Here is a 15295-nt window from a genome sequence, read left to right on the forward strand (position 1 = left end):
CCGCCCGCCCCGCCGGGACCCGAGCTCAGGAAGGGTGAAGGCCGTGGCCGCCACAGAAGACGACGTCACCGAGAGCAGACTGCTGCTGGCCGAGTACGACCGCATCAAGGAGGAGCAGAAGACCCGAATAGGGTTCCGCGACAACCTCCTCTACTTCACCCTCGCCGCGTCCACCGCGGTCCTGGCGATCGCCGTCCAGAGCGGGCAGGCCCGACTGCTGCTCACCGTCCCCGTGATCTGCCTGGTCCTGGGCTGGACCTACCTGGTCAACGACGAGAAGATCTCGGCAGCCGGCAGCTACGTCCGCGACCGGCTGGGACCGAGACTGGCCGAGCTCAGCGGCGCCGAAGGCGCGGTGTTCGGTTGGGAGACCTACCACCGCGGCGACGCGAGCCGCACCACGCGCAAGCGTCTGCAGACCGCAGTGGATCTGTTCACCTACCTGGTCCTGCCGATGGTTTCCGTGACCGCCTTCTGGTGCTCCACCGAGGCCCGGACCCTGCTCGTGACCGTCTCCCTCCTGCAGACACTCGCCCTGGCCGTACTGGGCCGGCAGTTCCTGCGCTACGCGGAGCGGTAGGGGGCCGCGGAGGGCTCACGAGCCGGGCGGAGGGGGGAGGTGCGCCCGGGCCTCCTGACAAAGCTCTGGGAGTCTCCTCGCGGAAGACGGTGTCCAGCCTCGGCAAAGTGCCGCATACCGGGTGTTCGGGACGCGGTGGCGTGTGCGTTTCCCATCCGGCTCACAGGATCGTTCACCCGGCTCCCATCGGCCCCGGCGACTCTTGGCCTCGCCGCACCGCGACGGTGCGGCGAGGCCTACGAGTGAAGCAGGAGAGCTGATGATCGAGGTTCGCGGGCTCACCAAACGCTACGGTGAGGTCGTCGCCGCCGACGGTCTGGACTTCACCGTGCGTCCCGGTGAGGTGACCGGTTTTCTCGGCCCGAACGGCTCCGGGAAGTCCACCACCATGCGGATGATCCTGGGCCTGGACGCCCCCACCTCGGGCACCGCCACCGTCGGCGGCCGCCGCGTGGCCGAGCACCCCGTGCCGCTGCGGGCCGTGGGAGCGCTGCTGGACGCCGGGGCGGTGCTGCCGAGCCGGAGCGCGTACCACCACCTGCTGGCACTCGCGGCGGGCAACGGGCTCCCGCGCCGCCGGGTCGACGCCGTGCTGGACCAGGTGGGGCTCTCGGACGTGGCCCGCCGGCCCGCCGGGACGTACTCGCTCGGCATGCGGCAGCGGCTCGGCATCGCGGGCGCCCTGCTGGGCGACCCGCCGGTCCTCGTGCTCGACGAGCCGCTCAACGGGCTCGACCCCGAGGGCATCGTGTGGATGCGCCGCCTGGTGCGGCACATGGCCGTGGAGGGGCGGGCCGTGATGATGTCCAGCCACCTGATGAGCGAGGTCGAGCTGACCGTCGACCACCTGGTCGTCATCGGCCGGGGCCGGCTGATCGCCGACACCGGCATGGCGGACTTCATCGCCTCGGTCGCGGGCCGGGAGGTCGTGGTGCGTTCGCCCAGGTCGGCCGAGTTGGCCGACCTGCTGGCGGCGGCCGGCGCCGCCGTACGCACCGGCCGGGGCGACGAGGGGCACGAGGGGCACGAGGGGGAGGTGCTGACCGTGACCGGGCTGGACGCCGCGCGGATCGGCGCGCTGGCCGCCGCCGCGGGAGTCGAACTGCACGAACTGGCCCCACGGCGGAAGTCCTTGGAGGACGCCTTCATGGAACTGACCCGCGACAGCGTCGACTACGCCTCCGAAGCCGAGTACGCCTCCCGAGCCGGCCACGTCCCCGAAGGCGAGGTCGCCCGATGAGCCAGGACGTTGCCGAGACCCGCAGGACGCGGCTGAAGCGGCCGGCTGTGCCGCGGCGCGGGCGGCGCGAGGCCCCGGCCGCCGGTCCGCCGGAACGGACGACCCTCGGTCACAGCGTGCGCGCCGAGTGGATCAAGCTGCGCACGATGCGCTCCGCCCTCTACGCCGTGCTGGCGACCGTCTGTGCCGGGGCCGGCCTCGGCACGCTCGGCGGGTCCGCGGCCGGGGAAGAGTACGCCGCCATGTCGGCCGCGGACCGGCTCACCTTCGATCCGCTGGCCACCAGCCTGAAGGGTGTCGTCCTGGGGCAGCTCGTCCTGGCGCTGATGGGGGGCCTGGCCATCGCCTCCGAGTACGGCAGCCGCACGATCGTCAGCACCCTGACGGCCGTCCCGCGCCGGGGCCGGGTGCTCGTCGCCAAGATCGTCGTGGTCGTGGCGGTCGCGCTGCCGACCGGGCTGCTGACGACCTTCGGCGGCTTGCTCGCCGGCCAGGCCGCGCTGGAGTCCTCCGGCGCCCCCCATCTCGCGCTCGGCGACGCGGGGACGTGGCGCGCCGTTCTCGGCGGCGGGCTGCACCTCGTACTCGCCGCGGTCGTCGGGCTCGCCGCCGGCACTCTGATCCGCAGCACCACGGCCACGGTGACCACCCTCTTCGTGTGCATGGCGATCGTGCCCGCCCTCGCACCGGCCCTGCCCGGAGTCCTCGCGGACTGGACGGAGAAGTACTGGCCGTCGTCCGCGGGCGGCCAGATCCTGACCGCGTACCGCGACCCCGCCCTGCTCGACCCGTGGCCGGGCCTCGCCGTGATGGCGGCGTGCGCGGTGCTTCTGCTGACCGCGGCACTCTTCACCTTCCGCCGACGCGACGCGTAGGAGGATCGGTCCCTGGTGGGAGGGCCCGGGGGACAGGGGACGGAAACGGGCACGGTGACGGGACGGAAACGGGGACGCAAGCGGGGACGGTGACGGGGACGGAAGCAGGGACGGGCATGGCGGAACAGCTCCTGGTCGTGGAGGACGACACCACGCTGCGCGAGCTTCTCTCGGCGAGTCTGCGGCTGGTCGGCTTCCAGGTACGGGCGGTCACCACCGGCGCCGAGGCGATGGCCGCGGTGCGGCACGAACCGCCCGACCTGATCGTCCTGGACGTGATGCTCCCGGACTTCGACGGCTTCGAGGTCGTACGCCGTCTGCGCGGGCCGCTGACCCCGGCCGAGCCCCCGCCGGTGCTGTTCCTCACCGCCCGGGACGCGACCGAGGACCGGATCAGCGGGCTGGCCGCGGGCGGCGACGACTACGTCACCAAGCCGTTCAACCTGGAGGAGCTGATCCTGCGCATCCGGGCCATCCTGCGGCGCACCGGCGGCCGCCAGCCGGACGTCCGGCTGGTCGTCGGGGACCTCGCCCTGGACCCCGAGGGCCATCACGTGACCCGCGGCGGGCAGCCGGTCCTGCTGTCCCCCACCGAGTTCAGCCTGCTGCGGGTACTGATGGAGCACGTCGGCCAGGTGCTGACCAAGCGCCAACTGCTCGACGCCGTCTGGCACTACGACTTCGGCGGCGACGACAGCATCGTCGCCTCCTACATCAGCTACCTGCGGCGCAAGGTGGACACCTCCGAACCCAAGCTGATCCACACGGTGCGCGGCACCGGCTACGTGCTGCGCAGGCCCTCGCGGTGAGCGGCGGTGCGGCACGCCGGATCAGCGGCCTCTCCCTGCGCGGCCGGCTGCTCGTGATCACCTTGCTGCTGCTGGTGGCCGCCCTGCTCGGCAGTACCGGACTGGCCGTCGACCAACTCCGGCGCGGCCTCGTGGAGCGGCTCGACGAGCAGGTCCGCAGCGTCGCCGAGGTGACCGCGCGGCTTCCCGTCCTGGAGCGGGCCGTGGACGGGGACACCGCCGGGCAGGTGCGCGACACGGTGGAGCTGCAGTGGCTGCGGGAGGTCTACGTCGCCCACCTGACTCGCGACGGCCGGGTCGAGCGCGTCGTCCGGCCCACCGCGCGGCGGCCTCCCGTGCTGCCGGACCTGGACGCCGCGGCGGTCGCCGACCGTTCCGGTGAGCCCTTCACCCTGGAGGGCGAGGACGGCGAGGGGAGCTGGCGGGTGATCGCCGTACCGCTCGCCACCGTGACGGGCGCGCCCGGTGACGCGGAGGCCGCCGGTGACGCCGGGGCCGCCGGCGACGGCACGGCCGCCGACGATGGCGGGGCTGCCGCCGACGGCACGGCCGCCGGTGACGGCACGGCCGCAGGGGGCGGCAGCGTGGTTGTGGCCGGTTCGCTCGGTGAGGTCGAGGACGCCGTGTGGGGCCTCACCAGCCGGGTCCTGGTACTGAACGCTGCCGTCCTGCTGCTGCTCGGACTCGCCGGGTGGTTCGCCGTACGGGCGGGGCTGAAGCCGTTGCGCCGCATCGAGACCACCGCGGCCGCGATCGCGACCGGGGACCTCTCCAGCCGCGTACCGGAACTGGCCGCCCCGCACACCGAGTTGGGCAAGCTGTCCACGTCCCTCAACGGCATGCTCGACCGGATCGAGGCGGGCGACGCCGCCCGTGCCGGCTCCGAGCAGCGGATGCGCCGGTTCATCGCCGACGCCAGCCACGAACTGCGCACCCCGCTCGCCGGCATCAAGGGGCTGACCGAGCTGTACCGGATGGGCGGCATGCCGGAACGCACCGACGTCGACACCCCGATGGGCCGGATCGAGCGGGAGGCGGCCCGCCTGGTCGACATGGTGGAGGAACTCCTGCTCCTCGCCCGCCTCGACGAGCACGGCACCGCCGCCGCCCTGCCGCTGCACCTGACGCCGATGGACCTGCGCACCCTGGCCGTGGACGCGCTGCACGACCTGCGCGCCCTCGACCCGGGGCGGCCCGTCGACCTCACCGGTCCCGGCGGCGGACGGCCCGGTGCGGCTCCCGTCCTCGGCGACGAGGCACGGCTGCGCCAGGTCACCTCGAACCTCGTCGGCAACGCCGTCGCCCACACCCCGCCCGGCACGCCGGTCCGCATCGGCGTCGGCGTCGAGGACGGCCACGCCGTCCTGGAGTTCGCGGACGAGGGCCCGGGAATGACCGGCGACCAGGCCGAACGCGTCTTCAACCGCTTCTACCGCGCCGACCGGGCACGCGCCCGCTCCGAAGGCGGCGGCGCCGGCCTGGGGCTGGCCATCGTCGACTCGCTGGTCCGCGCCCACGGCGGCCGGGTCGACCTGAGCACGGCACCGGGAACCGGCGCCACCTTCCGCATCCTGCTGCCGCGCGAGCGGCCGGAGTGACCGCTGAGCGGGGTCAGCCGCCGGTCGTGAAGTCGACGACGGCCCGGTAGCGTGCGCGGCCGCTGCGGACGTGGTCGATGGCCTCGTCGAGCCGTTCGGAGGGGAAGACCTCCACCTCGGAGCGAATGCCGTGCAGCGCGGCGAAGTCGAGCAGCCGGCGCGTCACGGCCGGCGGCCCGACCACGGCCGACACCAGGGACTTCTCCACGGGGAGGACGCTGATCGGGCTGATGGTGAAGGGGCTGTCGGGGAAGCCGACGACGCACAGCTTGCCGCGGGGGCGCAGGGCGGCGAAGCAGTCGTCCCAGGGCAGGTCGGCGCCGACGGTGTCGAGGACGAAGTCGAACCGGTCGCGCGCCCGTGGCAGGTCGCGGGCGTTGAGGAAGTCGTGGGCGCCGAAGCGGCGCGCGTCGTCGGCCTTGTCGTCGCTGGTGGAGATCGCGGTGACGTGACAGCCCCAGGCGGCCAGGATCTGCAGGGCCAGGTGCCCCAGGCCGCCGATGCCGACCACGGCGACGGTGTCGGCCGGCCGGACGCCCTGCCCGACCACGGCGTTGAACACGGTGGTGCCGGCGCACAGCAGCGGCGCGGCCTCCTGGGACTCCAGGGCGTCGGGAATCACCGGGACATGTCGCCAGTCGCCGGCGCGCACCTGGCTGGCGAAGGTTCCGCCCATGCCGCGCAGGACCGTGTCGTCCCGGTCCGGACACAGGTGCTGCGAACCGGTCAGGCACCATTCGCACCGGAAGCAGGACCCAGCGATCGCCCCGACGCCGACCCGCTGACCGACGGACAGCAGTCGCGGGTCGACGGCGGAACCCGTGGCACTGACGACGCCGACGGCCTCGTGCCCGGCGACCAGCGGAAAGCGCGCATGGCCGTGGTGGTCGTCGATGATTCCCAGGTCGGTGTGGCAGATGCCGCTGTGGGTGACGGCGACGTCCACCTCCAGCGGACCGAGCGGCGGGGGCTCGTACTCGTACAACTCGGTTGCTCCGCCCGCCTGGTGGACTGCATGGGCGCGTACGGTCATGGGGGTACTCCTGTCGCGTGGTCGGTCGTGCCGCGTCGGCGTGCCGGTCAGCCGCAGTGCCCGCGGGCGACGATGAGCGCCGCGGTGTACAGCGCCTCGTACTGCTGTGTGCCGTCCCGCCCGGACTGGGCGACCGCCGGGGTGATCAGGTACAGGTGCTCGGCCAACTGGTCGGCGCTCAGACCGGCGCCCCGCCACTGGGCTTCGACGCCGGTGGCCCGCAGCAGGCCGGCGATCCGGGCGACCACGTCGTCGTGGAGCCGGTCCAGCAGCGGGCCGCTGATGTCGGTGGCGGTCCCCAGCAGTTCGCGTACGACGGCGGGGTCCTCCGCGGCCGCGCCCGCCTGCAGTGCGACCATCGCGTCGGCCAGCCGCCGGGGCAGGTAGGCGTCCTCGCGCTCCAGAGCGGTCAGTGCGGCGGTGCGCACCTGGCCGACCAGGCGCTCGAGGGTCGCGTGGAACAGCGCCTGCTTCCGTATTCGCTGCGCTGCCGGCGAAGTCGACGTTCGCCGTTTTCACCCCCGGTACAGGTGTTCGTCGCCTACGGGCGCTCACCTGCCTTGGCTTGAATGAGACGTAAAGATTCTCTTGGTTTATACAGCCACCACACCGCATGGCAAGGAATTTCGGGGTGACGAACGTCAAGAACAGCGGTTGCTCGGTCCACTCGGGATGGCTCAAGTCTGTCGGCGATCGACAAACATTGCGCGACGGTGATCCACGTCACGTCCTCGGTCGACCGGAAAGTACTTGCTCACAGAAAGGGTGACAGCTGAATCTTGATTTGACCGGGCAACCCAGCCCGAAAACGCAAAGGGGAATGCGATGAAGCTGATCAAGGCTGCTCCTGCGGTCAAGAAGGTTACGTTCTCCGTGATGTACAACGCCCCGGTCTGATCCGAGGCGCCGCACAACCGTGAGGGGCAGAGATTCTCTGCCCCTCACGGGCACGTTGAATTTCCGGCCTGGACGGACTTGCAGGGGAAACGGGGGACGGGATGCGCCATTTCGTGGTTTCAGCCGCCGGCGGAGTCGTGAGCTTTTCGCCGGTCAAGGCGCTCATCGACGTGACGGACAGGTCCCGGTGGCCGCGAGAAGCGCTGATCGGGCTCAAACTGATCTCCCCGGACGATCCCTCCTGCGCCGGCATCGACAGCGAAGCGAGCCTCACGGACGCCGCCCAGGCCCAGGACCGGATCCGGTTCTTCCTGAAGGACCGCCTCACCCGCAACTTCCGTGATGTCAGCAGGGCCTGGCTGTCCGACGTGGGTCCCTGCGCCGTCGAGGTGACCCACGCCGAGTTGCTGGACGAAGGCAGCCGGCTCTTCCTGGAGACGCTGGCGATGGCTCCGGGACGGGACGCCGAGGTGCGGCTCCGGCTGGGCGCCGGCGGCTCCGCGGCCACCGTCCAACCGCCCAGGAGCCCCCGGGAAGAGACCGTCAACCGCTTGTTCGCCCAGGTCGGAACGCTTGCGGAAGCCGACTTGGACCACCTGTACGAACAGGCGGTGGAATACCTGAGCGTCGGCGACAGCTGGACCGCCGAGCGGATTCTGCGGGGCATCCAGCCGCACCGCGACGTGCCGGCCGTCTGGGGGCGCCTCGGCCTGGCCTACACCATGCAGGGCAGGACGTTGGAGGCGGAGTTCTGCTGTCTGAGGTGGCGCGGCGACACCGACCCCGTCGGGGTGGCCGGCGCCGACTACGCGCTCTCCATGCTCTACGCGCGCCACCACCCGGAGCACCTGCGCTCCCTCGACCGGACGGCCGACTTCCTGGAACACGGGTACGCGGCCCTGGGCCGGGTGGACGAGGACGACGACCGGGATCTCACCTTCCACCGGGTCTTCAACCGGAACGGCTACGCCCTCGTGGAATTCCGGCGGGGCCGCGTCGATGCGGCGATCAGTCATCTGACGGCCGGGATCTCGAAGCTCCGCAGCGGCACCGCGGTCCACCGCATGCACCAGACCGTGCTGATCTACAACCTGGCACAGTGCTACCGGCGCATCGGCAGGACCGAATCCGCCATCGAGACCTACCGTGAACTGCTCGGCGTCGACGGAAAGATGCCGGAATACCACATGGAGCTCGCGCACTGCTACCTGAGCACCGAGCAGTTCGACGCAGCGCTTGCCTCCCTGCTGAAAGCCAGGAAGCTGGGGCCTTCCATTCAGGAGGTGCATTCACTCATCGGATTTACGTACATGCAGATCGGGAAGGCGGCGGAGGCCCTCGACTCGTACCGCATCGCCCACGAATGCGATCCGCAGGACGTCGAAGCGCTGTACGACTATGCCTACCTCCTTGCCGAAACCGAGCAGCCGGAAAGGGCCTTGCAGTTGGCCCGCACCCTGGACCCCGGTCTGCTGCCGCGCGAGCAGGCGGCTAAACTCCTTACCCTGGCGGCCGAGCAGCACGCCCGGCTCGGGAATCTTCCCGCAGCCCGCTCGGCGTTGGAAGAGGTTCTCGCACTCGATCCGGACGACCCCGACGCCCGCGCCAATCTCGAACAAGTGGCCGCCGCCCTGGCGTGACCGCAACACGCCGTTCCCAAGCCCGCGTGCCCTGAAAAGGGAATCAAGTGTCCAAAGCCGAAAAGGCGTCCATGCCCTCGCCCCGTGCCACGCCGTCGGACCGGCGCCCGCCGGTCCCGGGGGCCCGCCGCATCGTGGCCTACACCTTCATGTTCTTCACCGGCATGTGGCTCTCGAAGACAGTGCACCCGCTGTACTTCGACGCGCACGACGATCTCGTGCACTTCGGTCTGTCGTACACCGCGATGGCCGTCGCCGGCACCACGTCGGTGTTCATCGGCAGGCTCTCGGACCAGTGGGGGCCACGAGCGGTACTCGTCGGCGGCACCGTCCTCTACTCGGCCGGCATGACGCTGCGCGTCGTCCACGACAGTGCCGTCGTAGCGGTGGCCTCCGGCCTCGTGGCGGGTCTCGGAGCCTCATCCGTGTTCATCGGACTGCGCACGTGGACCCTGCACCACACGACCGAGGAGCAGCGCGTATCGATCGTGTCCCGCCGGGAGTTCATGACCCAGGCCGGAACGGCCCTCGGCATGGGAAGTGCGGGAGCGCTCGCCGCGTTCGTCGGCGCGGGCGACCGAGGCTACGTCTGCGTACTGCTCCTCGCCGCGGCCTGCGTGCTGGCCGGGCTCTTCCTCCTTCCCCCGACGCGCACCGGTACGGTCTCCGCCGCCCCGGCGAAGGCAGGCGAAGCGGGGTTCGCCACCGTGTTCCGGAAGCACCGGGGTCTGGTGTTCGGTGTCGTCGGCCTCGGATTCCTGATGGGCTCCTACGTCAGCATCCTCAGCCCGTACCTGCCCCTGCTGCTTGCCGAGCGGGGTGTGCCGGTGGCTCTCGTCGGTGTCGTACTCGCTGTGGCCGGCGTCGTCCGGCTGACCGCGGCGGCCGTCGCCGGGAAGTACCTCCGCGAGCGTTCGCCCCTGGCGGTCTTCCTGGTCTCGGAGAGCTGCTGTGCGGCGGCCACGCTGGTCCTGGCTCTGTCGGTGAGTCCGTGGCTGGCGGCCTGTGCCCTCGCCGTGCGCGGCGCCTTCCTGCTCGGAGCGACCGTCTCCCAGGAACTGCTGCAACTGAACGCGTTCCCCAGTGCCCTCGCGGGAGTTCTCTTCGGGCTCGTACAGAGTGCCTTCCTGGCCGGAGACTCGCTGGGGGGCGCGGTGGGCGGCTGGCTGTACCACCAGCTCGGCAGCTCCCACACGGTCCTCATCGCCACCGGGCTCACCCTGGCCAACGCACTGCTCGTACCGGCCTTCTACGGCCGTCTGCGCAGACTCGCCGAGACCGACCCGCAAAGGCAGAGTGCCCATGCGACCACCTGACGCCGCCCCCTCCCAGCGCCACGTGTCCGAACTCTTCCTCACCGAGCGCAGCCGGTTCCTGCTCTCGTGGGACGAAGGCCCGGTGCTGGGATCCGTCCAGGACGACGGCGCGCTGCACATCGACGTACCCGTGCGTGCGAAGCGCGCCCTGGACGGCCGTCGCATCGAACTCGACGGTGACGCCGTGCTGTTCGTCGAGGAACGCGGACTGCTCGTGACCGTGCATCTGAACGACACGGATGCCGTGGTGGTCGAGAGCGGTCTGGACGGCAGGAGCGAGCGGTGGCATGCGGCGCTGCCACCGGCACGGCACGGCCAGTGGACCCTGACGGACGTGGTGCACGCCCGGGACCAGGAGGGCGCCCCCTGCCTGGTCCTCACGGTCGAGGACGAATCCGGGCCCCGCTCCGTCGAGTTCCACCAGATCCGGGCCGGCAAGCAAACCCGCACCCACCGGCCCGCTGTGCCGGGCCAGTTGGTCCACTGGGACCTCCGCCGCGACGCGGCCGTTCTCCGTGCGGACCGCGGCCCCCGGGACTGCGGGCTGCACCTGGAACGCCCCCTGTCGAAGGCCGCCCCGCAACCGGTCGAAGCCCGGTGGGCCGACGGCTGGGACGGCCGCGGCCTGCTCATCGAGACGCCGCCCGGTGCCGAGAGCCGCCTGATGGTGTGGGACCTCGTCACCTGCTCGTCGGTCACGGTCACCGTCCCTGCCGGACACGTCGACGACGCGCGCTTCCTGCGGGACGGCAGCGGACGGGTCCTCGTCGTCGCCACCGCCGAGGGCTCGGACACCCTGTACCTGTGGCATCCGGACAACGACGAGACCACCCGGCTCCCCCTCGACGGCACCGGCCGGCTGCGCATCCGGACCGCGGGGCCGTCCGGCATCGGGATCTACCAGGTGTCGACGCTGGCAGGCTCCTTCTGGCTCTGGCTGGACCGGGACGGACACCTGCACCGGACCAGGGGCGACGTGCCCCGCTACGACGGGCGGGCCACGCTGGCCCACGTCTGGTACGGCCGGACACCCGTGCTGCGGTACCTGCCGGAGCAGCCTCCGGTGGCAGCCGTCGTCGCGCTCCACGGCGGACCGGAGTCACTGGAACGCGACGAACTCCGCTGGGACGGCCTGTACCGCGAACTCCTCGACGCCGGTGTGGCCGTCATGGGACTCAACTACTGCGGATCCACCGGGTACGGTCGACTCCACACACAGCGGGCGTGGAAGGCCTGGACCACCGCGTTCCGGGAGGACCTGGAGTCCTGTGTCGCCGCGGCCGCGGAGTGGGGGGTCGCCCCGGCCGGCATCGCTCTTCTCGGGGGAAGTTTCGGCGGCGCACTCGCCCTGCTCGGTTGTGTCCTGCGACACGATCTCGCCGGCGCGGTGGCAGGCGCACCGCTCATCGACATCCGACGCCATGCCGAGCAGGCGTCCGCGGCGGACCCCTCCTACCGGGACTGGTTCGGAGCCCGGTTCGAACTGGCCGCGTCGGCCACGCCGGCACAGCGGGTCTTCGACCCCGAACACCTCACCGCCACGGCTCCCGGACAGCGCGTCGTCCTCGTGCACGGCAGCGAGGACGAGGTGACCCAGTGGCAGCACAGCAGGCGCGCGGCCGACGAGGCGATCCGCAAAGACCTGCCCTGGACGCTGGTCACCGAGGCAGGAGCGGGCCACGCGCCCGCCGACCCCGGGCAGGCCGGGCACCGGTACCGCAACATCCACTCGGCTCTGCGGCGGGTTCTGGGGATTCTTCCCGTCACCCGAGCGGCGTCGGCGTCGGCCGGCCGTTGAGGCCGGAGGGCCCCAACGCGCGGATCTACGATGCAGTCGCCGGATCGTTGAGCAGCTCGTCGAGGCCGGCGACGCGGAACGACCGGAGGAGCGCCGAGCAGCTGCCACGGCTACCGCTCGAATAGCCGGACGCCCGCAATATCGACAAAACATCCGTATCAGCGGCTTGGCGTTATTCGGTATCTTATGGCGTCCGGCCGGCGTGCCGACTTTCCGGATTTGCCCTGGACGGCCGGTATTGCGGGGTGGTTGACAGTGGTGCAAGGGTGCCGCGATCCTGTGGGAGGGAAATCCGGTCGGACTTGCAAAAATGTTGGGAGCGCTCCCACTCGATGCATGAATTCGTCTTCTGTCGGAAAGAGAAAGCCCTTTCCAGCGGTCTGTCCTGCCGGCGCCGTCACCGGTGGCCCGGTACGGCACGCTGCATCCCGGGCGGTGCCCTGCGTGGCTGATGCCCGCAGCTCATCAGCCCACAGCACCGCTCCTGCCCGACGGCCATCAGCCGCAGCGGGCCCGGTTTCGACCGGGCGCATCCGTGATCCCCGAGCATGAGGGAGAACCGCATGTCTCGCCATATCCTCGTCACAGGCGCCGGCGGAATGTTGGGAAGCCGCCTATTGACGGTGCTCGGCACGGTAAATCCGGGAAACACGGAGGACCTGGAAGTTACCGAAAATGACAATGCAGGCAACTTAGTCACGGGGTGGTCGTACCGCCGCCCCCTTCCCGGACTGCAACGCATCGAGGCCACCTCCCGCGCACAGGTGGACCGGTACTTCGCCGAACACCTTCCGCAGGTTTGTGTGCACTGCGTCGCCGCCCCCGATGTCCAGGCATGCGAACGCGATCCGCGGATGGCCCACCTGCTGAACGCCGCGAGCACCGAGAACGTGGCGCAGGCATGCGCCCGCCACGGCACGAAACTCGTCTATCTCTCCACGGAATACGTCTTCGACGGCTCATCGCGCGACGGCTATCGCGAGGACGACGCGCCCAATCCGCTGCAGACCTACGGCGAGACCAAGCTCCTCGGCGAGCGGTACGCCGCCCAGGTTCCCGGCGCGCTCACCGTCCGCCTGCCCGTCCTGTACGGCGACCCCGTCCCGGGCCGCACCCCCACCTGGCTCGAAGCCATGCTGGAAGCGCTGGAGCAGGGCCGCCCGGTGGACCTCGACGACCACTACGAGCGCCAGCCCACCTGGAGCCACGACGTGGCCGCGGTGCTGGCCCGGGTGATCGCCGACGACCTCACCGGCGTCCTGCACGTGGCGGCGCAGGAGGGCGCCACCAAGTACGTATGGGGACGGGCCGTCGCCGAGGCGGCGGGGCTGCCGTCAGCCCTGCTGCGACCGTCCCGTCCCTCGCCCGGCGCGACGGGCGGTGCCCGCAGGCCCGAACGCCCCTGGCTGCGCACCGACCGGCTGGAGTCCCTCGGGCTGCGGCCACCCGCCGGGATCCACCGCCGCGCCGCCGACTACCTGCGTTCGACAAGCACCTCGACAAGCACCTCGGGAAGCACACCTGGGCAGGCCTCCGCCGGAAGGTGACGGCGCCCATGACCGCCTGTCCCTCTCACAGAAGGAGATCCGTGGTGGAAGTCATCGTGTGCAACACAACCTGCCGACGGCACCCGGCGGCCTCGGCCGGGGTGGTCCACCAGGTGCGGGACGCTGTCCTGGACGGCACGCTCAGCCGTGTCGGCGTGCTGGCCGCCGACACGGCGGCGGACGCCGACGGGCCCGCGCGGTGGCCCGGCGCCGTGGAGTGGACCGCCCCGGGCCGGGAGCACCAGCGGTACGGGCTCCTCGCCGCCGGACTGCGCCGCGGCACCGGCAGCATGCTGGTGTTCGACTGCGCCTGTGACATCCGACCCGGCATCCTCGCGGCATTCGCCAACCTCGGCGCCGCTACGGCCCTGGTGACCGACCAGCCGGACCACCCGGCCCGCGCCGCGGCCGCGACCCGCCGGCAGGGCCGCCACGTGATGCTGGACGGCCTGAACAGCCTGGACGATCGGGATGGCGTACTGGACGCGGACGATCGGGACGGCGCAACCGTCGGCCCGAACGCCACGAGTGGCCCGACCGGCCCGGGCTGCGGGAGCCGCATGCCAGCGGGTGGCCCGAGCTGCCCGGACCGCCCGGACGGCGGGAGCCGCCCACCAGCCGTGCACGACGCCCCCGACCGGGCCACCGAAGCCCCCTTCAATTTCCTCGGCGCCCTGTTACTCACCGGCGCGGAGCGGCGGCTCCTCGCCGGAATACTCGACTCCCACGCCTCCCGCCACCCCGACCGTGCGGCCGGCTTCCCCTGGCAGGACGCGATCGGCACCCTGGCCCGCCGTACGCGCATCCGGTGCGCGGTCCTCGCCCGGGACGTCCACGGGGACGACATGGTGATCGAGGGGAGCCTGGCCGGTGGTTCCCACGCCCGTACCTACATCCGCCTGCACAGCGGCTCCGGGAGCCGTACGGTCCGCAAAGAGGCGGTCAGCGCCGGCCTCAGCAAACTGAACGACGAGGTCAGCTGGTTGCACGGCCTGGAGACCACCGCCGGCCGGCACTTCCCCGACATCGTCGCGTCCCGCGTCGAGCCGCACGGCGTCTCGATGGACCTGGCCTACCACCACCTGCCCACCCTCCGGGGGCTGATCCTCACCGGGGAGATCGACGAGGAGGAGGCCGCCCGCTGGACACGCCGGGTGCTGGCCGTCCTCCGCCGGGACGTGTACCCGGCCGGGGTCCGGCCGGCCCCCGCCGGCTATCTGCGCCGCACCCACTTGGACCGTATCGAGACCAGGCTTGCGCAGACCGCCGCCGCGCTGGCGGAGCGGCACCGGCTGTGGACGGCGGACAGCCTCCTGGTCAACGGCGTCCGGCTGCGCAACGCCCGCGCCCTCGTGGCCGACCTCGTCCGCGACGAAACGGCGCTGCGCATGCTCACCCCCGACCGGCTGGTGCGTACGCACGGCGACCCGCACTTCGACAACATCCTCGTCGACCGGCACAACCATCGCTTCCTGCTGATCGACCCCAGAGGGAACGCCGGCTACGACCCCGCGTACGACCTGGGCAAGGTCTGGCACTCCGTCAACTCCCTGTACGACCTGATCCACGCGGGCCATGTGGAGGTGGCGGCCGGCGCCGACGGCATCGACTACACCTTCACATCCCCCCACCTCGTGGCGTTCTACCGCCGGATCCGCGAGCGCGTGCACGCCTGGCTCACCGCGACGGGCTGGCACCAGGACGACCCGCACTGGCTGCTCAAGGTCCGCTTCGCGGAGGCCGCCCACATGTGCAGCGTCATGCCGTTCCACATCGCGCACGACCAGCGCGAGACCGTCGTGCTCGCCTGCTACGCCCGCGGGCTGGAACTGATCAACGACCTCCACCGCGACTTGATGGCCGCCCGCCCCCGCGCCCGCCCCGTCCGGGACGACGCGCTGAGCGGGCCGCGCCGTACACCGCTGATGGACCGGACAGAAGCCGTACACCGCTGATGGACCC

12 protein-coding genes are annotated in these 15295 nt (G+C 71.5%); 10 read left to right on the plus strand and 2 right to left on the minus strand.

Going from position 1 to position 15295, the window contains the following annotated elements; all coding sequences use genetic code 11:
- The first annotated feature begins 43 nt into the window (after positions 1-43).
- The 5 genes from HZS56_RS09695 (at position 44) to HZS56_RS09715 (ending at position 5102) form a co-directional block, all read left to right on the plus strand.
- The gene (locus tag HZS56_RS09695; protein WP_216720312.1) at positions 44-580 is read left to right on the plus strand and encodes a hypothetical protein; all 537 of its coding nucleotides are present in this window, start codon (positions 44-46) and stop codon (positions 578-580) included.
- Positions 581-839: 259 nt separating this feature from the next.
- Positions 840-1820, plus strand: a complete 981-nt coding sequence (locus HZS56_RS09700) for an ABC transporter ATP-binding protein (protein WP_216720313.1) — start codon at positions 840-842, stop codon at positions 1818-1820.
- On the plus strand, positions 1817-2695 hold the full coding sequence (locus tag HZS56_RS09705; RefSeq protein WP_216720314.1) for an ABC transporter permease: 879 nt from the start codon (positions 1817-1819) through the stop codon (positions 2693-2695). The genes HZS56_RS09700 and HZS56_RS09705 overlap by 4 nt, the downstream gene beginning before the upstream one ends.
- 116 nt (positions 2696-2811) lie before the next feature.
- The gene (locus HZS56_RS09710; RefSeq protein ID WP_216720315.1) at positions 2812-3504 is read left to right on the plus strand and encodes a response regulator transcription factor; all 693 of its coding nucleotides are present in this window, start codon (positions 2812-2814) and stop codon (positions 3502-3504) included.
- Positions 3501-5102, plus strand: coding sequence for a sensor histidine kinase (locus tag HZS56_RS09715; RefSeq protein ID WP_308408037.1), 1602 nt, complete (start codon positions 3501-3503; stop codon positions 5100-5102). Before HZS56_RS09710 ends, HZS56_RS09715 begins: the two co-directional genes overlap by 4 nt.
- A 13-nt stretch (positions 5103-5115) precedes the next feature.
- Here the strand turns inward: HZS56_RS09715 and HZS56_RS09720 are convergent, their stop codons facing one another.
- Both HZS56_RS09720 and HZS56_RS09725 read right to left on the minus strand, forming a co-directional pair.
- Positions 5116-6135 (minus strand): NAD(P)-dependent alcohol dehydrogenase, encoded by a 1020-nt coding sequence (locus HZS56_RS09720; protein ID WP_216720316.1) that lies wholly within the window; start codon positions 6133-6135, stop codon positions 5116-5118.
- 47 nt (positions 6136-6182) lie between these two features.
- Complete coding sequence (locus HZS56_RS09725) at positions 6183-6563, minus strand: hypothetical protein (protein ID WP_216720317.1); 381 nt, start codon at positions 6561-6563, stop codon at positions 6183-6185.
- Positions 6564-7133: 570 nt separating this feature from the next.
- On the opposite strand from HZS56_RS09725, the gene HZS56_RS09730 reads away from it, so the two are divergent.
- The 5 genes from HZS56_RS09730 to HZS56_RS09750 all read left to right on the plus strand — a co-directional run bounded on the left by HZS56_RS09730 (position 7134) and on the right by HZS56_RS09750 (position 15288).
- A complete protein-coding gene (locus HZS56_RS09730) occupies positions 7134-8672 on the plus strand; it encodes a tetratricopeptide repeat protein (RefSeq protein WP_216720318.1) in 1539 nt (512 codons plus the stop codon).
- 47 nt (positions 8673-8719) lie between these two features.
- The gene (locus HZS56_RS09735) at positions 8720-9988 is read left to right on the plus strand and encodes an MFS transporter (protein ID WP_216720319.1); all 1269 of its coding nucleotides are present in this window, start codon (positions 8720-8722) and stop codon (positions 9986-9988) included.
- Positions 9975-11786 carry an alpha/beta hydrolase family protein gene (locus tag HZS56_RS09740; RefSeq protein WP_216720320.1) on the plus strand — a complete coding sequence of 604 codons (1812 nt, stop codon included), beginning with the start codon at positions 9975-9977 and terminating at the stop codon, positions 11784-11786. Before HZS56_RS09735 ends, HZS56_RS09740 begins: the two co-directional genes overlap by 14 nt.
- Before the next feature lie 563 nt (positions 11787-12349).
- Positions 12350-13333, plus strand: coding sequence for an SDR family oxidoreductase (locus tag HZS56_RS09745; protein ID WP_216720321.1), 984 nt, complete (start codon positions 12350-12352; stop codon positions 13331-13333).
- 44 nt (positions 13334-13377) lie between these two features.
- Positions 13378-15288: a phosphotransferase gene (locus HZS56_RS09750; protein ID WP_216720322.1), complete on the plus strand. Its 1911-nt coding sequence runs from the start codon at positions 13378-13380 to the stop codon at positions 15286-15288.
- The last annotated feature ends 7 nt before the right edge of the window (positions 15289-15295 follow it).

Origin of the sequence: Streptomyces mayonensis (genome assembly GCF_018982965.1) — a bacterium.
GTDB lineage: Bacteria > Actinomycetota > Actinomycetes > Streptomycetales > Streptomycetaceae > Streptomyces > Streptomyces mayonensis.